The sequence below is a fragment of the Gottfriedia sp. S16(2024) genome (genome assembly GCF_050473765.1).
In the GTDB taxonomy this organism is placed as follows: Bacteria; Bacillota; Bacilli; order Bacillales; family Bacillaceae_G; genus Gottfriedia.
Map to the genome: position 1 here is coordinate 2,177,723 of NZ_JBFLUO010000001.1, position 20,220 is coordinate 2,197,942.

A 20,220-nucleotide genomic window follows, 5' to 3' on the forward strand; every position below is an offset into this window, starting at 1 on the left:
GAAAATCAACTTATTCACAATAAAAAAGCCAGTCAATGTTCAATACATTAACTGGCTGTAAATTTAATTTTTTCTAGACCTAGAAATTAACGATGTTATTTGTAGCATTGTGATCGGTAAGGATGTTTTTTTATGATAGGCCAAAAACTTAGGCGTCCAAGAATTAACATATTTTTCTTTAAAACTTCTTAAACCTTGAAAGTGATATAAAAATTGTCCATATTGATAAATTTGCGCTGCAATTTTCTCACTTGTAAATGAATACTTAGATAGTCCTACGTTTGCTAAAGGTGTCATACCGACATTAAAATAATGAAAATTTCTAGACTTAAACCATTCAATTAAGTTAACAAACATAAAGTCCATAATTCCTTTTGGAGCGTCAACTTTATGGCGCATTAAATCAATTGAAATCGTATGATCATTATAATTTGGCATAATGGATGCAAAAGCGATCATTTTATTTTCACTATTTTTAATAATAGCTACAGGCGCAAGTTTGATATAATCCTCATCAAAATAGCCAAGTGAAAACCCTTTTTCTTTTCGCCCTTTTAGCCACTCTTGTGATAATTCCTTTAATTCCGTAAAGAATTCATTTGAATAAGGTGGTTCTATAATTTCAAAGCTATATTCTTCACGTTCAAATTTATTGTAAAGTGCACGTATTCCTTTATTACGTTTTCCTGATAAGGTGAATGTTGAGATATCAGTAAAGCCTTCTTCACCAAGTTTAAAGAAATCAAACCCGTTTTCATGTAAATAGGATAGTGAATTTGAGTTTACTTGGTAGAAGACGAGTGTATATCCAAATTGATCGGCATAGTTTAACAATTCCTCAATAGCAGGATATAAACGAGACTTATCACCGACCGGGTCACCTAAAATAACTAATTTGTCTGCATATGGCTGAAAAATAAATAACACTGTCTCATCTTGAGCCCAGAATAAATATTTATCATGTAAAAATACCAAATGTGAAAGTTCGGTACCACCATACTGATTAAAATGTTCTCTTATTTTTTCTTCTTCAGCTTTCGTACTTATAAATTCAAATTGTTTTCTTTTAACTTTAAAAAATGCGATATAAAAAAATAGTAAAGCAGCTGCAAAACCAAGAACTGCACTAATAACGATGTCCCTCGAATTAACAAGTATATAAGGCAAGTATTTAGCAGGTATTTTGACATTTGTTTGAGGTAGATTGATATAAGCAATAAGTAAATAACTACCTAAAAAGAAGAATAAAATAAAATTATCAACAATCAGCTTACCCCAAGTTAAAACGAAGCTTTCTCTATAAAATTGTTTCTTTGAAATAAATAAGATAAAAGCAACTGCTAATACAAAAAGAGCTTCTTCATAATCTAATCCTTTTGAATACGTTGTAACTGCCCCAACAATTAGCATGAATAGTGTAATATACCATGCTCTTTTATCTTTATAATCAATTCCACGAGAGAGTCCTAACAATGTAAAGCCTGCTGTGACAGAAATTAAATGTGAAATATTAATAATTGTCGAAGGTAAAATTAAATTTAAAAGACTAATTCTTAAAAGCATGCTAGGAACAGCAGCAGAAATTAATAGAATAACGCCAGATAAAAATATTAAAATCGTTAAAAGTTTATGCCCTAAATAAGTAGAAATTTGATTTGGAATATTATTAAATGACTGATTTATTTTATTCCATAATAATTTAAGAGCTAAAATAATACCGCAAGCAAACGGGAAAAAGAAATAACTGAAACGATAAATCAATAAAACAAGAAGTGTCGTTTCCTTGTCGATTCCAAAGTATGTAAAACCTAGTAGGAAAATAAAATCAAAAGATCCAAGTCCACCTGGAATCATACTTAAGAGTGCTGCAACAGAGGCTACTAAAAAAACAGGTAATACCTCTATGATTGAAATGTCGATATGTAAAAATAAACAAATGAAGTAAATGAATAAAAAAATAAATGACCATTCACATAAAGAAATGACAACCAGTGAAAGCATATATTTTGCGGAGAAATTCTCCGAGAAAAAATTACGTTTTAAATAAACGACTAAAAACATAACCGGGAAATAACAAATTGCAATGATAATAGCAATATATAAATACTTATATTCATTTAAAAATGATAAATTAAATATTCCAGTAAATAAAACTAAGCTCAATATTGATAATCCAGAAAGTAAGAATATCGTTACACTACTCACTGCTTTAACAATTTCTGGTCCGGTGCGATCTTTTCGATAAAATAGTGTTCGAATGGTAGTACCTGCTACCCCACCAAGACCAATTAGGTTTGAGGAAGTATTTGCAAGCCAAGCTACCATTAATATTTTTCGAAAACTGAAATCTAATTTTAATAGTCTTACAAGTACAAAGTCATATAAAAACATTGGAGATACGGCTATAATACCTAATGCAAAAATCAAAATATACTGTATTAATGTAAGAGACTCCATATAGTTAAAGAACATTTTAAAGTCGAAATTTAAAAGTACGTTTTTTCCAACAAATATAAATGTAACGAGCAATATTGAAATGAAAAATAGTTTAAATAAACCTACTTTACTAATCCGAAACTTATTCATAAGACACTCCTGAAGTTATTATTCAACAAATAAAATAATAGTTATTAGCTTTAGTATTCCATATTATTCCACTATTTAACAAGAAGAATATTATTACGTCTTAGAAAATTTAATAACTTATTATTTTGCGGATATAAAGTTAATTAGATTTTAATTATCAGACCTATTTTAGATTTAATATCGTTGAAAATAGAACTTAGATTTGCATTACAAGTGCTTGCTGAGCATGATACCTAAGACTCCACGTCACGTAAATGGGCTCAGGATCCACATATTCCGTAGGAGTGTGGCATCTATTGTTCCTAACAACTATAATAGTCAGATTTTTAAAGTAATTTTTTTATATTTGTCTTTTTATTGTTCAACATAATGGCAGAATTGTTGAACAAGGAAAACCTAATTAAATGTTGAATTAATAGATTTAATCGAAGTATAGGTGGATAAAGTATATGAGTGATCAATTCAAAGAAATAGTAAACTGGGTAGATAATATAAATGATCGAAATCGAAGTTCTGCTTCAGCTCTAATCATCATGAAAGATAATAATATCGTGCTAGAAAAGTATAATGGTTTTCATAGTAATTCTGATATTTCTATACCCGTAACACGAACATCTAAGTTCAATGTTGCTTCTGCAAGAAAAAGTTATTTAGGATTAGCAGTTGCGTTTGCACTTATTGAAGGTAAAATTAAAAGCCTTGATGATTATGCAATCGAATATTTTGATGAACTAGATGAAAAAATACTTGGAAAAACAACAATAAGACATTTAGTTACACATTCACATGGGTTGAATGAGACAGATCATGGATCTATTTTTAGAGAATTTGAACCGGGTCAAGGGTGGGCATATAGAGGGATTAACATATCAATGATGACAAATCTCATAAAAAAACTGTATAACAAAAGCTTTCCAGAACTACTAAAAGAACGGGTCTTTACACCATTAGGATTAAAAGAAACTAGTTGGGATACAAAAGAAAATGAGAGATTAGTTAAAGTAATTGATAATCCTGACAAAGAAGCAGCATTTAAATTAGGATATTCAAGTGATGGCTCCGAGTCTAACCTTCATGTCTCAACAAGAGAATTTGCATACTGGGGTAATCTTCATTTAAATAAAGGAAATATAAATGGAAAACAGGTAGTCCCGAAGGAAGTTATTGAAATAGCAACTCAAGTTCAAAATTCTAATTATAAAAATAAGGACTTACCACAAAATGGCTTGTTTTGGTATGTTCAAGATATTCCGAGAAAGAACAGTGAGATTGGTGATAGAGTACCACTAGGATCATATCAAATATTAGGAATAACAGGACCAACTATTCTAGTAATACCTAAATATAATGTAGTTGTAGCTAAAATGTATAACAAAAGATATAACTATGGTGGAGATAATTATCTCTATTATTTAAGAGAATTCAGTAATATAGTGGCAGATGCATTTAGGGAATAGTAACATTCTAAGTCAACTACTATGGAAGTGCGACATAACTTCTATTGACTGTGGTTAATCTAAACATTCATGGTTGGCTAATGCATGCTGTAATTTAACAGCAAGTCCACATTTTACAGATAAGAGGATATAAGAATGAGTAAACTGTCTATAAAATTAGTAATTGAAAACAAAGAATACATTCTTGAAGAAGATAAAGAGTACATCTTCGAATTTAAACCAGGTTATGAATTAGGAAATTTAAATAATCCATTTTCAAAGGTTAGTATGATGAATATAGCATTTGAAGATGACAGTGGAGAAACATATTTTTTTATTTTTCATGAAGAATCAAATGAGGATTAATTAATTCACAAAGATGAACTATTATCAATCACAACTATTTAAACCATTATTCAACTAATGAATGCTTTAGTTGAACAACATGATCGTCTGAGAAGTGGATCTTTCTTACTTGAACTACATTGCAGATTAAGTGCATACGAATCGTCTGAATTTATATGAAAAATTTGAAATTCCCCCAAATTATACAAGTCTTTAAGTTGATATAATTAACTTAAAAATATTTGAAGGTGGAGTAAATATGAAAAAAATTATATGCATACTTCTTTGTATTAGTTTATTTTCATTACTTTCTGGATGTAATACGGATAGCAAGAGTTTTTCAGAAGTTTTTCACGGGAATTTAAATGAAATTAATAAAATTGAAGTTACTAACGGGCAGAATGGGAAGAACACTGTAATAACAGAACAGAAAGCAATTAATAACTTTATTAGTGATATTAAACATATTAAAGTTGTCCAAAATAAAACGACTGATGTAAAGGGATGGTTATACAGTGTTACATTTTATAATCACAACAAAAAGTTAATGAGTTTCACAACTAGTGAAATAGAAGGTAAGACAAAAAAAGATGATACAAAATTAGTTACTGCAATTGAAACATTTTTGAATTATAGCAGTTTAAACCACACTTTGCATTAATTTGTAATTTTCACCTAAAAAATTTTTAAGCCATGCTTATAGCCTATTCCGCAAACTCCCAAATCTACATATATTATAAAGATTCGAAAGCCCAGAATTGCATAATACGTTATTCAAAAGGGAGGAAAGTTAATATGAACTTCTACAATTATGTACCTTATAATCATAATGATTATTTTAGAAATCCACAGCAAGCTGTAAATCCACAACAAATTTTAACATTAATAAACCCAGCTGTTAGCCATGGATTAAAAGAAGCACAACACCTTGGCTATCAACATGCATTAACAGAAGCAGTTGCTATAGGATATTTAATGGGAAAAGGTTACGATTATAATACTGCTTGGAAAACTGTTGAAACTTGGTGGAGACCACCGGGAACGGCTATACCTACTCCATATTAAAATTTAGTTTTTTGAATAGTATCATAGCTAAAGAGAATTTTTGAGGAATCATTAATTTAGTAGATTCCTTTTTTGTGTTTGTGGATCTATATAAATAAACTTCATTTAGAATTAGGGCTCTATTAAAGTACGTATGTAAAGTATAATTTACTATTACAAAAAAAATCGACTAATGAAATATAAAACGGTCTATAGGGAAACAAAATTTAGTGGAACAGTATTGGTGTTAAAATTCATTTTTTTTATATTTATCGATTTTAAATGTTAAAGTGTTTCAACAATAATAATATACCAGCAAACTAATGATTATTTTAAAAGTCGATGATGAATCTCTAATATCTTAAAAATTGATTATTAAACTGTTACACTAAGTAAAGGAGATTTAATTAGTATTTTATCGTAAACTTTTTTTGATATATTAGTTGATTGGAACGAAAGGGGTGCTCGACTCCTATGGGATAAGCGGGAAGGCTGAGACCCCGCAGACTCGCCGAGGAGGCTCAGGTCTCGCCCCATGGAAAGCGAGCCTGTAGTGGAAATCAACATCACTCTACTCCTTTTACGAAAATTTGGTAATTTAATTGACAAGGCTGTTTTTCAACTGCGTAAAAAAAAATCGACTGTAAAGTCGATTTTTTAATTGAGATAAATGGTAGGTAATTTGAAGAAGGTATTTGTAAACGAATATTGAATGATTAGTTACATATGCAAAAAATGTAAAATTTTAGATTTGAGTGATTATAAAGGAGGAATCTAACCTGCGCGGAATTGAACTGATTAATACATACAAAAACGAGCTTCAAAATTACTCTTTGGAGCAGTTAAGGTATAAATCTGAAGAGGAGGTTTGGTCTATTGGTCAAATGTATGACCATTTAATTATTTGTGCACATGAATACCTAGATAGCCTGGAAACATGTGCTACATTAAATGATGAACAACCCCTTGGGAAAACGGAATTTGGTGAGCATTTATATAAAATCGGGGGATTTCCACCAATTAAAATTAAATTACCGGGTGAACTAAATGATCCACCTAATAATTCAGATAGCAAGGACGAGCTCATCAGCAGAATTGATCAAGTAATACTAAGGTTGAGCCAATGGGAATCAAAAGTGGATGATATAAATCCAAATTATAAAGTCCAGCATGGAGGGTTCGGTTGGTTAAATGCAAGGGAATGGTATGATTTGGTTTATATGCATTTTCGTCATCACTTGCGCCAAAAAAGTGAGTTAGAAGAAAGGCTTGTTAAGTGACAGGTCTTAGAGTTGTATTTAGAATACATTCTTTAAACTAACCAATCTGATAATTTTTAAAAATTATGTTGTTATTATTTTAAGAAGAAATAAGGAATTTAAATAGATAGAAAAATAAATAAAACAAAAAGACAAATAATAATAGGGAGTGAACAATGAATAAAAATCGGTTAGAAGCTTTTAGTGATGGTGTACTTGCTATCATTATTACAATTATGGTCCTTGAAATTAGGATTCCTCATAGTCCGAATATAAAAGACTTATTACAACTTTTCCCAACCTTTCTTAGTTATTTACTTAGTTTCATTTATGTAGGTATTTACTGGAACAACCACCATCATATGATACACACTTTACAAAAGGTGACAGGATCAATCATGTGGGCTAATCTTCATTTGCTTTTCTGGTTATCATTAATTCCTTTTGCTTCTGGTTGGATGGGAGAAAACCATTATAAGCCTTATCCTACAATGCTTTATGGTGTAATACTCTTAATGGCGGCAATAGCTTACTTCATATTACAAGGTATAATTATCAAAAAAGAGGGAAAGAATTCAAAGTTAAAACAGGCTGTAGGTAACGATTGGAAAGGAAAAGTATCTGTGGTTTGTTATTTATCTGCAGTTTGCACGTCTTTGATCTGGCCTTGGTTCGCTCAAATAATATATGTATTCGTTGCAATTTTGTGGTTATTACCGGATCGTCGAATAGAGAAAGTTATGCAAACAAAGTAATATTTTAATAAATTTATAAAAAGTTAGGGAGCTGATTATGATGATAAAAGGTTTCGGGGGAATATTTTGGAGGACTAAAAATCTGGATGCATTAAAAAAATGGTACAGTAAAGTGCTGAATGTTGAAATAGAAAATTGGAATGGGACTATTATTAAACCCGATTCTGAAAATGAAACAATCTTTTCTTTCTTTACTGAAGAAGACAGATATTTCCCAACAGAACAGCAAGTAATGTTAAATTTTCAAGTTTATAATCTAGACGAGACGATTAAGCATCTTGAACAAGTGGGTGTACCTCTTGCAAAGGAAAAAGAGGTTAGTGAATATGGTAAGTTTGCTTGGATTAAAGATCCTGAAGGTAGATTGGTTGAACTTTGGGAGAAATAACGGATTCTTATTTAAGAAAGGATTGCTACGGCAATCCTTTTTTCTTTTTGTACGAACGGGTGATTTAGATAAACAAGGAATAAAAAGATTCTCTCTAGAATATTAGTTTTTAGTAAATCAATGTATAGAGATTACAAAAAGGAGAACAATCTATGTCGGACTTATTTATTTTTTTACCTCTATTAACTCTCATTATCGTAATAGCTATTATTGTTTTCTTAATAAACAAATTGGCAAAGAAAAAGAATAAAAGCGCAGGAAGAATTCTTGGAACCATCTTTTTGTTATATGTCACTTGTATATTAATAATGGGGGTTATTACTTATTTTAAAGGACCTTAATCAAAGATTACATGAGTTAGCCGGCTGTGAATTAGGATTTCAAAACAGAGAATCGACTCATGAATGAGTAAGTAATTTTGCTCATTTTTCATTTGAAAAACCAATTAGGAAAAGATTTTTATACTTATCATAATGGTCATTTATTGACACAACATATTTAATCAAAAGACATATTAGTTTCTTTAACTAGTAAAATAGTTTACAATTTAGTAGTTGAATTGTAATTTAAGTAATATACATAAAATTAAATGACCATAGATCGCTGAGTTTAGTTGAGTGTTTCTTCTATTAATAAAGGGACATTTCAATTTTAAAGCGGGGGAACCAATTTTTGTGCAATTGTACTTTGGGGTGAATCCTTTTTAGGTAGGGCTACTTTTTAGGTCCGAATCCGACAGCTAACCTCGTAGGCGTGTAGGGAGAAGGTTTCCAAAATGATGTCTTATTAAGGCACTGGAGATTTTCCTAGTGTCTTTTTTGCATTCAATTTTGGTAAATGAAGAAGTAAGTGGGGGTTATGAAGTGCTAGAAATGTATATATTTGGTGGAATTCTTATTTTAACTATGTTAATGGCAGTATTTATGACTCGTAAGGATTCTGTAGTAGATGATGAAAATGGAAAATATAAAAGTAAAAAGTCAGGGAATAGGAAGAGAATCGTTAGAGAGAGAAAATCAGGTAAAGTCGTTAGAATAGATTGATTTGCCGATACTATCGAAATTAAAATAGGTCGAAAAAACATTTAATAGTTCCTTAAGAGAGTGGCCAACTAAGCCATTCTCTTTTTTATTTATTTAGTTTTGGTTTCTTAATTCATATTTAGTTCATAATGAATTTATATAATATGTACATAATTATTTGGAAATGTAAGTAGGTGGATTTATTGAATCATGTAAAAGTATTAGTTGTCGATGATGATGCAAATATTCGCGAGTTAATCTCTATTTTTTTAAGTGGTGAAGGCTATACGGTTCTTGAGGCTGAAAACGGTCAAGAAGCATTAACGATACTAGAAGACAATAATATTCAAATAGTAGTAGTTGATGTGATGATGCCTGAAGTAGATGGATATGAGCTGACAAAAGAGGTTAAAAAGTATTATGATATTCCGATTTTAATGGTCACAGCAAAAGGGGAATCTCAGGATAAATTAAAGGGCTTTGATCTAGGGGTAGATGATTATGTTGTAAAGCCTTTTGATCCTTTGGAAATTGTAGCACGTGTAAAAGCTCTATTAAGAAGATTTCAATTACTAACTGATAAAAATATTTTTGTAGGTAATTTAACGATTAACCAAGTTAAATATGAAATTTCAGCAAATGATCAATCGATTACGTTACCATTAAAGGAATTTGAATTATTGATGAAGCTTGCTAGTCAAGCTGGAAGAATTTTTACGAGGAATGATTTGATTGAGCAAATATGGGGACTTGATTATGAAGGAGATGAACGCACGGTTGATGTGCATATAAAGAGAATACGAGAGCGTCTAAGAGAGTTAAAGGCTACGGTCGAAATCGTTACAATAAGAGGTTTAGGCTATAAATTAGAGGAAAATCACACATGAAAAGCATGTATACAAGATTGGTTTTAATCTTTATTTCAGTTATTTTGTTGAGTTTAGTCATTACTTTTTTTATCACTTCAAAATACTTTATAAAACATGTTGAAACAGAAGTACAAAGTGATTTAATAGATGTTGGAGAAAATTTTATTTCCATATACTCTAAACAAGATAATCAAAATGGAGTAGATGCGACGTTACAAATTCTTAGTAAAAATTTTTATCTATCACTGTATGATGAGTCGGGTAAAATCGTTTTGAAAAATACAGCACTAAAAAAGAAGAATATAAAAAAAGAACAAGTATTAACCGTTCTAAACAAAAGTGATGTTCAAACAAAAGGATATCTCATCGGCCTACCTTTTCAAAAAGATGGGCATAAATACGCTTTATTTATTCAGCCCAATATTGATCGTGGGTTCTTTAAAATGCGGAGAGTTTTATTTTTTAGTTTACTGACAACCTTAATCATTGGATCAGTAACATTTTTATTTGTAGCTAAGTTATTAGTAAAGCCAGTAAAAGAGCTAATTCGTGCTACAAAAGAACTGGCTAAAGGTAACTATGATGTTCAAGTAACGATTAAACGTAAGGATGAAATTGGATTACTTGCTTCCAACTTTAATGTAATGACGAATAAATTAAACAAGTTAGAAGAGATGAGAAGTGAATTTGTTTCAAATGTTTCTCATGAAATTCAATCACCGTTAACATCTATTAAGGGATTTGCAAAAGTTTTAAGAAATAAGCAATTAACTGAAGAAAAAAAGGAACATTATTTATCCATTATTGAAACAGAGAGTGAACGTCTTTCAATGATGAGTGAAAGATTATTAAAGTTAGCTTCATTGGACTCTGAGCAACACCCATTCCAGCCTACGACCTACAAATTAGATGAACAAATTCGAAAAATTATTTTGACATTAGAGCCACACTGGGAAAGTAAAAAGCTTCAATTAGTTTTAAATTTACCACAAACAGAAATAGTGGCAGATCGTTTACTACTTGAACAAGTATGGATTAATTTACTTCAAAATGCGATTAAGTTCTCAAATATAGCTGGGTATATTAAAGTGGATATTTTGGAATTAGATCATAATATTCACGTGCTCATTAGCGATAATGGGCTAGGGATTAGTAAGGAAGATATTGAGCGGATATTTGAGCGATTTTATCAAGCAGACCGTTCTAGAAATAAAAAAGGAACTGGTCTTGGTCTTTCGATTGTACAAAAAATAATGGAAATACATCAAGGGAAAATAGAGGTTGAAAGTGTTGTTGGAAATGGAACTAGCTTTACGATTATCCTACCGAAAATCTTGTAAAATAAAAAAGTTCAAATTATGTTCTTAATTGTTCATATTCTGTTCATATAGATTTGATAAACTAATCACGTATTAGAATTGTAACGAATCGAAAGGGGAAATAGATACATTATGTTTGCAGGCTTAACGAAATTAAGTTTGAAGAACACAATATCAGTTATTATATTAAGTGTTCTTGTTTTAATAGGGGGAATATACTCTGCCCAAAAAATACAAATTGAAACATTTCCTGATGTTTCATTTCCAGCTGTTGCAGTACAGGTAGTATACCCTGGTGCATCATCTGAGGACATAGAAACTGAAGTCACTAAACCAATCGAATCAGGTTTAATGAAGCTTGAAAACTATGATCAGTTAACAAGTACTTCAAGTGAAAATATGGCTTCAATCTTTTTGATTTATCCATTTGGAACGGATATGGATAAAATTGAAAAAGACGTTGATAATGTAATCAATAAAACAAAATTACCTGATAAAGCAGAAGCGACAGTTCAGCGAATTGCGATGGATTCTGCTCCTATTTATCAAGTTGCAATTGCAAATAACGGACAAGTAAAAGATTTACAACAATCAATTGAAAAAGATTTACTTCCTCAAATTAAAAAAATCACTGGTGTTAGTGATGTAAGTCTTCAAGGAACTAAAGATGAAGAAATTCAAATCGTTGTAGATAATAAAAAAGCTGAAGAAAAAGGGATTTCTTTAGATACTATTAAAACGGCAATTCAAGGTCTAGATTACGCAGTGCCATTAGGATCTGTTGAGAATAATGGAAAAACAGTTTCTGTTCGAATGAAAGGTACGTTAAACTCAGTCGATCAAATCAAAAAAACAGTTTTATCTAGTGCAGCTGCCCAAAGTACACAAATGGGTACGATGACTCAAGGAGCACAACTAGGTAGAGGTGCAGGACAAGCACAAACAGTTACGCCAAAAAATGTTACTGTTGCTGACATTGCAGATGTAAAAGTAGTTTCGGTTCAAGATCAAATTTCTAGATATAACGGAAAAGAAAGTTATATTTTATCTGTTTCTCAAACACAAGATTCAAATACAGCGGATGTAGCAACAGATGTTAAAAAAGAAATTAAATCATTTAAAAAGGATAACAATGTAGAAACTCATGTCATTATGGATAACGGGAAAGAAATAGAAAAATCCGTTAGTTCTTTAATTAAGGAAGGTCTACTAGGTGCTTTATTTACAGTAGTAGTAATTCTGTTATTCTTAAGAAATATTCGAGCTACATTAATTTCTATTTTATCTTTACCAATTTCAATTTTTACAACAATATCAGTATTAAATTCATTGGGTTATACATTGAACATTATGACTTTAGGTGGTCTAGTTGTTGCAATAGGACGTATTGTTGATGATAGTATCGTTGTAATTGAAAATATTTTCAGATGGAAACAACAAAAAGGTAACCAATATAAGAAAAAAGAAATGGCATTATATGCAACAAAAGAAGTAATCGGTGCCATTGCATCCTCTACATTTGCTACAGTAGTAGTATTTTTACCTTTAGCATTTGTAAGTGGTATTATTGGAGAATTCTTTAGACCATTTGCAATTTCAGTAGTCGTTTCAATTTTAACTTCTTTAATCGTTGCGATTATCTTAATTCCAACATTAGGAGCAAAATTCTTATCAAAACCATTAAAAGAGCATAGTAATGATACTCGTTTTATGAGAAACTACGAAAAATTATTGCGCTCTGCATTAAAACGTAAATGGATTGTTATCTTATTATCAATCGTTTTATTAGCTGGTTCATTATCGATGATTCCTTTATTAGGATTCTCATTCTTACCTGGTAGTGTAAATAAAACACTTCAAGTGACAGCAACGCTTCCATCAAATAGTACTGTGGACCAATCAAATGTAGTTGCAAAAGAATTAGAAAAATACTTTGCAGATTCAGACCTAATTGACAGTGTACAAGCTACTGTTGGTGGTAAACGTGATTTTATGATGAATATGGATGGTGGCAAAAATAAAGCGATCTTCCAAATCAATCTAAAAGATGGAAAGAACATGAATAAAGAGCTTTCAAAAATCAACAAAGAAGTTCCTTCAATTGTTGATGCGAAAGTAAAAGGTACAACGATCGTAGCAAAAGAACTTTCTCAAAATGGTCCTCCAACAGGGAACAATATTGATGTGAATTTATATTCTGCAAACTTTAATGATTTAAAAGATGCAGCATCAAAAATTGAAAAAGAATTAAATAGTGATGATCGTTTGAAAAATGTTTCTAATAATTTAAAAGACGTTCAACCTAAATTAGAAATTACATTAAACGATAAAGCACGCGATGAAAATATCTCAATGTTCCAAGTTATGGGAGCTATTAATGAAAAAATTAACGACGTTGAAATCGGTGATTACGATTTAAACGGCGAAACAAATAAGCTTACTGTAGGCTATAAAACGAAAGCAACCTCAAAAGAAGATATTGAAAAAATTAAATTTATGACTGCAACAGGTCCGAAAGAAATTAAAGACTATGTAACAATTTCTGAAAAGGATGCACCAGTTTCAATCAACCATGATGATGGAAAAATGTATGCATCAGTAAGTGCAGAAGTAAAAGGTAAAGACACAGCAACAATTACAAAAGATGTAACAAGTCACTTAAATAAAATTGATTTACCAAAAAGCGTCGATATGAAAATTGGCGGCGGTTTAGATATGATTACAGATGGATTCAGCAGTTTAGGAATAGCAATGGTAGTTGCTGTTGGATTAGTATTCTTAATCATGAGTATGACATTTGGTGGCTTAAGAACACCGTTTGTTATTTTAACATCATTAATCTTTGTACCAGTGGGAGCTTTCTTAGCGTTATTTATTGGCAAGCAAACACTATCAATGAGTGCAATGATCGGACTATTAATGTTGATCGGTATTGTTGTAACGAATGCGGTTGTATTATTAGACCGTGTTGAACATAACCGTAGAAATGGATTAGATGTAACTGACGCATTAATCGAGGCTTCAAAGACAAGATTACGTCCAATCCTAATGACAGCATTAGCGACAATTCTTGCATTAGTACCAATGGCCCTTTCAAATTCAACATCTGGCTTAATTTCGAAAGGATTAGCAGTAACTGTAATTGGTGGATTAACAACTTCAACATTCTTAACACTAATCATTATTCCAGTTATTTATAAGTTAGTAAGCAAAAAGAAAAAGATTGAAGAATAATTGATGAAGAGTGCCTCACATAAAAAGTGGGGCACTCTTTTGTATATAAAACAAAACTCTGTTAAATGAAAATGTTGATTTTTGAACTAAAAAGATTCCTTTTTTTCAAAAAGTTAAATGAATATGTTATTAGCAGGATTTTCGTACATTCGACAAGAATAGTTTCTTTTGAGAGAATAGGAATAAATAATTACAAATGAGTAGACTATCACTGACAATAATAAATATAAATGTACAGCGAGGGAGCAGATGAGTAACACAAAAGAAAACGCATATGAGATTTTAGAGAGAGTTACCGACGGATTCTTTGCGCTAGATGTAAATTGGAATTTTACTTATGTAAACTCAGCGGCTGCCCGTCTACTTTTTCGTAAACGGGATAACTTGGTTGGTAAAAATATATGGAGTGAATTTCCAGAAGCAATAGAGTTAGTGTTTTATAATCATTATCATAGAGCGATTCGTGAACAAAAACCAGTTTTATTTGAAGCATATTTTCCCCCACTTAATATGTGGTTTGAAGTGAAGGCCTATCCTTCATTAAACGGATTAAGTGTATATTTCCAAGACATATCTGATAGGAAGCTATCACAAACACAAAAGGACGAACATTACAAATCCCTTTTTGAACAAAATCCAGATGCAGTATATTCTTTTGATTTAAATGGAAATTATCTTAGTGTAAATCCAGTTATGGAAAGAATGTTCGGATATACTGAATCGGAGTTATTACAGATGTCATTTGTACCTCTAGTAAGTAAAGGAGACTTGGATCGAGTAATGGAACATTATAAAAGAGCTACGGAAGGTATTACTCAGAGATACCAAGTAAAAACATTACATAAAAATGGAACTGTTGTCTATTTAAATGTTACAAATATGCCGATTATTATCAATGGTAAGATAGTTGGAGTATATGGAATTGCAAAAGATATCACAGATCGTCAATTGGAGCAGGATGAATTAAGCAAAACGAAAGAAAGACTAGAATCTTTTGTTCACAACAATGCAGATGCAATTTGGGTCATTGATTTGGAAGATCGAGTGTTAGAGATTAATTCCTCATTTGAAACAATGTTTGGTTATTCAGCAGAAAGCATTATAGGGAAGACTTTACCGATTGTTCCCGATTTTCTAAATGATTTTATTCAAGAAATTCATAATAAAGTAAGGACAGGTGTATCTGTTGTTGCTCTAGAAACTATTAGAGAATGTATGGATGGTAGTCTAATTCACGTTAGTGCAACTCTTTCTCCAATTGTTGATTTGAAAGGAAATGTGACAGGAATCACAGGGATTTGCCGTAATATCACCTCAAGAAAAAAAGCGGAGGAAACGGTCAAAATTAAATCGAAACAACTCGAATCATATATAGAAAACAATGTAGATGGTATATTAATTTTTAATCGGAATGGTGATGTAGTACATTCTAATAAAGCATATGAGACAATGTTTGGTTGGACAGGAGAAGAGATACAGGGTGTCCATTTGTATGATTTGGGGTTTATTCCAGACGAAATTTTGACAGAAGTAAAACGATTTGAAGGTAAAGTGAAGCAAGGAATGGTTATTTTCGGAGAAGAAACAATCCGTGTTCGAAAAGATGGGGTTAAGGTTAATGTTATATTATCAGCAGCGCCCATTCACGATGCACAAGGTAATTTGGATGGTTGGTCATCAACTTTAAGGGATATTACGGAGTGGAAGATGTCTCAAATAATGTTACAAAACACCGAAAAACTATCTGTTGCTGGTCAATTAGCGGCAGGAATTGCCCATGAAATCCGAAACCCTATCACCTCTATTAAAGGATTCATTTATTTGATGAAGAATGGATTTGGAGATAAAGAAGAGTATTTTAAAATTATGTCGTCAGAATGTGAACGAATCGAAGGAATTCTTAGTGAACTACTTATTCTAGCAAAGCCACAAATCAATAAATTGGAACAGACAGATATTCATATGTTATTAACTCAAATTATCGTTCTTTTAAAAACGGAAGCAATTATGAATAATGTTGAAATTATCACTGAGTTTCTAAAGGAAGATCTTCAGATTAATTGTGATGAAAATCAAATGAAACAGGTGTTTATTAACTTTATTAAAAATGCGATTGAAGCTATGAAAAAAGGTGGGAATTTAACGATTCAAACCAAAAAAAGAGATGAAAAAAAATTGATGATCCAAATTATTGATGAAGGAGGCGGGATGTCCGAAGAAACGATTAGTAAGTTGGGCCAACCATTCTATACTACGAAACAAAAAGGAACGGGCTTAGGTTTTATGATAAGTAAAAAAATCATAGATAATCATTTTGGCGAAGTCCATATTGAGAGTGAAGTAAACAAAGGTACAACTATAGAAGTTATCATACCGCTCGTAAATGAAAAGGCTAATTTATTGAACTAATCTGCCAGTTACTTGAAGAAGAAACTCAACTTTCTACTTCAACAACCAATAACAAATAAGAGCTTAGGCACAAACGCTACCTAAGCTCTTTTTATTATTTAGGTTCATAATCAAAATGTAATTCATTATTTTCATTTACAATTACGTTTAAATTATAATCTTTAAAATACCATAAATCCGTTTCGTTAATAAAATAAACAACGTTATCAACCGTAATAGATTCACCGATGTTCACAGGTTGTTCTTTAGTAACTCCTAAAGAATAGCCTTTATGTATTGTGCTATTTCCACCGTATCGCGCGAAAAAACGTATGGTATCTCCTTCTTTTACATCCATCTCATCTTTAAACCATTTTATTGCATCTTCGGAAATTGTAATTTTCATTGTAACCGACCTTTCTTTATCTTATAAAAATATTATAGTATGAATGTGAAAAACTATACAGAAAAGTGATGTTAAGTGTAAAAAGTGATGGTAGAAATTTTAGAATAAAAAAGAAAACCCACATTAGCTTGCAGGTTTTCGTTTCTGATTGAAGTATTTTGGGAGAGGCGCATTAGACTAATCTATCTTATTTTTTGAAAAATGATAGTATGTTGTTTTTAAATAAAATAAATAGAGAAATGACGACAAACCCATAATAGACGATTTGTTCAACTAGTGGGGTAGCATCGATAAAGGAGAAAAGACCTTCGGTGAATACTTTACCGCCAAAGAAAATTAATAGAATACCCAGTAAAGTAAAGATCACTTTAATATTTAAATTAATTGTAGTTTTGATAAATAAATATGCGATTAAGACAGCTGCGATTATTCCTAGTAAAATAGAAATCATACCAACAAAGGCGATTGAATGTGCATTTGATAAAACAAACAGAACTAGCTCTAAGCCTTCCCGGATTACAAATACGCTTGCCATTAAAAATAATGAAATACCACTATCCATAATTTTAACTTCTGATTTTAGTTTATCTGAAATATTAATGCTACTTTGTCCACTTAACCAGTAGATAAAATAGAAGATTAGCAATGCTGCAATTAATTGGATTACACCTTCGATCGTATGTTCAACATTTCCATTTAGTTCACCGAATGTTGTAAATAAGAAAAATCCAACAAAAATACTAACAATTACTCCAAGTATTGTACCGTAAATTACTGACTTAATTAAATGCTCTTTTTTACTCTGGATTAAAGTAATGAGTAGGTACCCGATTACTAGAGAAACCTCAAGGCCTTCTCGTAAAGCTATTAAAAAATTAGCATTCAACTCACTATCATCCTCCCGATTAGATTTAAATCTACTAACTAGACTATTCTTTAATAGTAGGAATGGACACTATTTTATTAATAAATAGGCATAATAAGTTATGTGGTAAAATTAATATAAAATGGTCCAAAATGTGAATTATAGAAGGGGAAAAAATGGAATCTTTTACAAGTAGAGCGATAGAAGTTATTAAAAATATTCCACCAGGAAAAGTAATGACATATGGTCAAGTTGCAAAATTGGCAGGAAGTCCAAGAGGAGCTAGACAGGTTGTAAGAATCTTACACTCGATGGGCCAAAAATACCAATTGCCATGGCATAGAGTTATAAATGCTAAAGGTGAAATAGGAATCCAAGATGAAGAAGGATTTTTAATGCAAAAGCGTTTCCTCCAAAACGAAGGGGTCAAATTTGTGAGCGAGCGAACCGTTAACTTGAAGGAATATCAAGTAAGTGTAGTTCTTGAGAAAGAAGATGTGGATTTAATATAAGAGCGCATCCAAGCTATTAAAATAAGAATGAGATTGTTACTCAAAATTCATTTATTAATGGATTTGAGTATTTTTTTTGCTCTAATAATTTTTAAATTGGTAACGATGGTGAATACTGAAAATGACTATGTTTAAAACATTGTTACGAACAATAAAGTTGTGAAATTGTAAAAATGTTAGTTCGAAAGTGTTACGATTGAAACCTTTACAATGAAACATTGTTTTGTTATACTCGTGTCAGGAGGAATGTCATATGAGTGAAGAATTAATTTCAAAAAAAGATTTACTACAACTTACAGGCATATCGTACGGACAGCTTTATAGATGGAAAAGGAAAAATATCATTCCTGAAGAGTGGTTTATGAAGAAATCCAGCTTCACTGGACAGGAAACGTTTTTTCCAAAACAGAAAATTTTGGATCGAATTGAAAAAATAAAAGAGCTGAAGGATGATCAATCATTAGATGATATTGCTAGAGTGTTTTCAATCAATGAAGAAATCGTTTCTGATCGTGGGAATGCTACTTTATCTTTGGAGCAAATCCCTAAACAAGTCGTACAAATATATCAATCACTTTTTCCAAATACTAAATTAGAGCATTTAGGTACGGTTCAATTATGTTCACTACTTTTTGTAAACGAGTGGCTTTCAAAAGGAAGTGTAACAATAGAGGAAATAAAGCAATTTCTAAATTTGGTTGAAACACATAAAAACCAAATTAACTTGGATGAAGCGACTGTCATTTATATTCGAAAATTTGGTATGGGTACATGGATTATTGGAAATCAACATGAAACGTTTGTAGATCAAAAGGATTCGATCTTAATCAATGTTACTCTCTCGAACTATTTAAATAAATCGATTAAATAAATTATGGAGGAGAGATTATAGTGAGCGTGCAATCAAAGCAGAATGCGATTATTAACGGTTCAGGTACAATTGGTACTGGCAAATATGATGACGTTAGAATTAGTGGAAGCGGACGTATACTTGGTGATATTTTTTGTCATGAAGTGAAAGTAAGTGGCTCAGCAAAATTCAATGGAAAAGTCGAAACTGAATATTTTAATTGCAGTGGGAGCGCTAAATGTTTAAGTGATGTTGATGCAAAAAAAATGAGTGTCAGTGGATCTGCTTCGATTGATGGAAAAGTTTCTGGTGGAGATGTGAATGTTAGCGGAAGCTTTAAAACAAAGGGCGACTTAAATGTTCAAAGTATTAATGTTTCAGGCTCAATGAAAACGACAGGAATAGTGAAGGCTGAAGTGATTACTGTAAAAGGATCGCTTTCTACAGAAAAAGGATCTGAATGTGAAGTATTTACAGCTAAAGGTCACTTGTCAATGAATGGTTTATTAAATGCAGAAAACGTAAAAATTACCCATGGTGGATTTGGCTATTTACCTCATCATGGATTTAGCTATATACCTGAAATTGGTGGAGAAACGATTGAAATTAGTCGATTCGATGACAATAATATATTTTCACGTGTTTTTACTAAACTATTTAACAATCGAATGAACTTCAAATCAGATGTAATTGAGGGAAGTGCTGTAAAGATTGATTATACGACAGCAAGTGTAGTACGGGGCGATGCTGTAACAATTGGACCAAAATGTGTAATCGACCTTGTGGAATATACAGAAGATGTTCAGATACATCCTTCAGCAAAGGTAAAGGATGTAAAGAAATTAGAACAATAAGCGACTTAAGGGATAACCTGAGTCGCTTTTTTTTGCTTTGTGAAAACGGTATTTAAATAAGATAGCATATGGAAGTTTGAATTGAAAG

Annotated in this window: 18 protein-coding genes and 1 riboswitch; of the genes, 15 read left to right on the forward strand and 3 right to left on the reverse strand. The window is 31.3% G+C overall.

From position 1 onward, the window contains the following. Positions 1-63: 63 nt before the first annotated feature. A complete protein-coding gene (gene mprF, locus AB1282_RS10145) occupies positions 64-2,586 on the reverse strand; it encodes a bifunctional lysylphosphatidylglycerol flippase/synthetase MprF (protein ID WP_429899028.1) in 2,523 nt (840 codons plus the stop codon). Positions 2,587-3,035: 449 nt separating this feature from the next. Between mprF and AB1282_RS10150 the strand changes: the two genes are divergently transcribed. From AB1282_RS10150 to AB1282_RS10205, 12 genes are all read left to right on the forward strand, one after another. Further along, positions 3,036-4,043, forward strand: coding sequence for a serine hydrolase domain-containing protein (locus AB1282_RS10150; RefSeq protein WP_056471337.1), 1,008 nt, complete (start codon positions 3,036-3,038; stop codon positions 4,041-4,043). 135 nt (positions 4,044-4,178) lie between these two features. Further along, on the forward strand, positions 4,179-4,388 hold the full coding sequence (locus AB1282_RS10155) for a hypothetical protein (protein WP_056471334.1): 210 nt from the start codon (positions 4,179-4,181) through the stop codon (positions 4,386-4,388). A 238-nt stretch (positions 4,389-4,626) separates the two neighbouring features. Next, positions 4,627-5,028, forward strand: a complete 402-nt coding sequence (locus AB1282_RS10160; RefSeq protein WP_056471331.1) for a hypothetical protein — start codon at positions 4,627-4,629, stop codon at positions 5,026-5,028. A gap of 134 nt (positions 5,029-5,162) precedes the next feature. Next, the gene (locus tag AB1282_RS10165) at positions 5,163-5,432 is read left to right on the forward strand and encodes a hypothetical protein (RefSeq protein ID WP_056471328.1); all 270 of its coding nucleotides are present in this window, start codon (positions 5,163-5,165) and stop codon (positions 5,430-5,432) included. A 734-nt stretch (positions 5,433-6,166) separates the two neighbouring features. Continuing rightward, positions 6,167-6,691, forward strand: a complete 525-nt coding sequence (locus AB1282_RS10170) for a DinB family protein (protein WP_429899029.1) — start codon at positions 6,167-6,169, stop codon at positions 6,689-6,691. A gap of 155 nt (positions 6,692-6,846) precedes the next feature. Then, positions 6,847-7,425 carry a TMEM175 family protein gene (locus AB1282_RS10175; RefSeq protein ID WP_056471325.1) on the forward strand — a complete coding sequence of 193 codons (579 nt, stop codon included), beginning with the start codon at positions 6,847-6,849 and terminating at the stop codon, positions 7,423-7,425. Between the two features lie 40 nt (positions 7,426-7,465). Beyond that, on the forward strand, positions 7,466-7,813 hold the full coding sequence (locus AB1282_RS10180) for a VOC family protein (RefSeq protein ID WP_056471508.1): 348 nt from the start codon (positions 7,466-7,468) through the stop codon (positions 7,811-7,813). Between the two features lie 628 nt (positions 7,814-8,441). Beyond that, positions 8,442-8,581: riboswitch (cyclic di-AMP (ydaO/yuaA leader) on the forward strand. 41 nt (positions 8,582-8,622) lie between these two features. Continuing rightward, complete coding sequence (locus AB1282_RS10185) at positions 8,623-8,856, forward strand: hypothetical protein (protein ID WP_056471320.1); 234 nt, start codon at positions 8,623-8,625, stop codon at positions 8,854-8,856. A gap of 182 nt (positions 8,857-9,038) precedes the next feature. Then, the gene (locus AB1282_RS10190) at positions 9,039-9,722 is read left to right on the forward strand and encodes a response regulator transcription factor (protein WP_056471318.1); all 684 of its coding nucleotides are present in this window, start codon (positions 9,039-9,041) and stop codon (positions 9,720-9,722) included. Beyond that, entirely contained in the window at positions 9,719-11,044 is a 1,326-nt protein-coding gene (locus AB1282_RS10195; RefSeq protein ID WP_429899030.1) for an ATP-binding protein, read from the forward strand. Before AB1282_RS10190 ends, AB1282_RS10195 begins: the two co-directional genes overlap by 4 nt. Positions 11,045-11,155: 111 nt before the next feature. After that, on the forward strand, positions 11,156-14,257 hold the full coding sequence (locus tag AB1282_RS10200; protein ID WP_429899031.1) for an efflux RND transporter permease subunit: 3,102 nt from the start codon (positions 11,156-11,158) through the stop codon (positions 14,255-14,257). A 249-nt stretch (positions 14,258-14,506) separates the two neighbouring features. Further along, positions 14,507-16,666: a PAS domain S-box protein gene (locus tag AB1282_RS10205; RefSeq protein ID WP_429899032.1), complete on the forward strand. Its 2,160-nt coding sequence runs from the start codon at positions 14,507-14,509 to the stop codon at positions 16,664-16,666. A gap of 94 nt (positions 16,667-16,760) precedes the next feature. On the opposite strand, the gene AB1282_RS10210 is transcribed toward AB1282_RS10205, so the two are convergent. Next, positions 16,761-17,051, reverse strand: coding sequence for a HesB/YadR/YfhF family protein (locus AB1282_RS10210; protein ID WP_056471305.1), 291 nt, complete (start codon positions 17,049-17,051; stop codon positions 16,761-16,763). 187 nt (positions 17,052-17,238) lie between these two features. Continuing rightward, complete coding sequence (locus tag AB1282_RS10215; RefSeq protein ID WP_429899033.1) at positions 17,239-17,937, reverse strand: FTR1 family protein; 699 nt, start codon at positions 17,935-17,937, stop codon at positions 17,239-17,241. 155 nt (positions 17,938-18,092) lie between these two features. Here AB1282_RS10215 and AB1282_RS10220 point away from each other — a divergent pair, with 155 nt between their 5' ends. The 3 genes from AB1282_RS10220 to AB1282_RS10230 all read left to right on the forward strand — a co-directional run bounded on the left by AB1282_RS10220 (position 18,093) and on the right by AB1282_RS10230 (position 20,132). After that, the gene (locus tag AB1282_RS10220) at positions 18,093-18,428 is read left to right on the forward strand and encodes an MGMT family protein (RefSeq protein WP_429899034.1); all 336 of its coding nucleotides are present in this window, start codon (positions 18,093-18,095) and stop codon (positions 18,426-18,428) included. 253 nt (positions 18,429-18,681) lie between these two features. Continuing rightward, positions 18,682-19,299 (forward strand): DUF4004 family protein, encoded by a 618-nt coding sequence (locus AB1282_RS10225; protein WP_056471298.1) that lies wholly within the window; start codon positions 18,682-18,684, stop codon positions 19,297-19,299. Between the two features lie 20 nt (positions 19,300-19,319). Then, entirely contained in the window at positions 19,320-20,132 is an 813-nt protein-coding gene (locus tag AB1282_RS10230; RefSeq protein WP_056471295.1) for a polymer-forming cytoskeletal protein, read from the forward strand. The last annotated feature ends 88 nt before the right edge of the window (positions 20,133-20,220 follow it).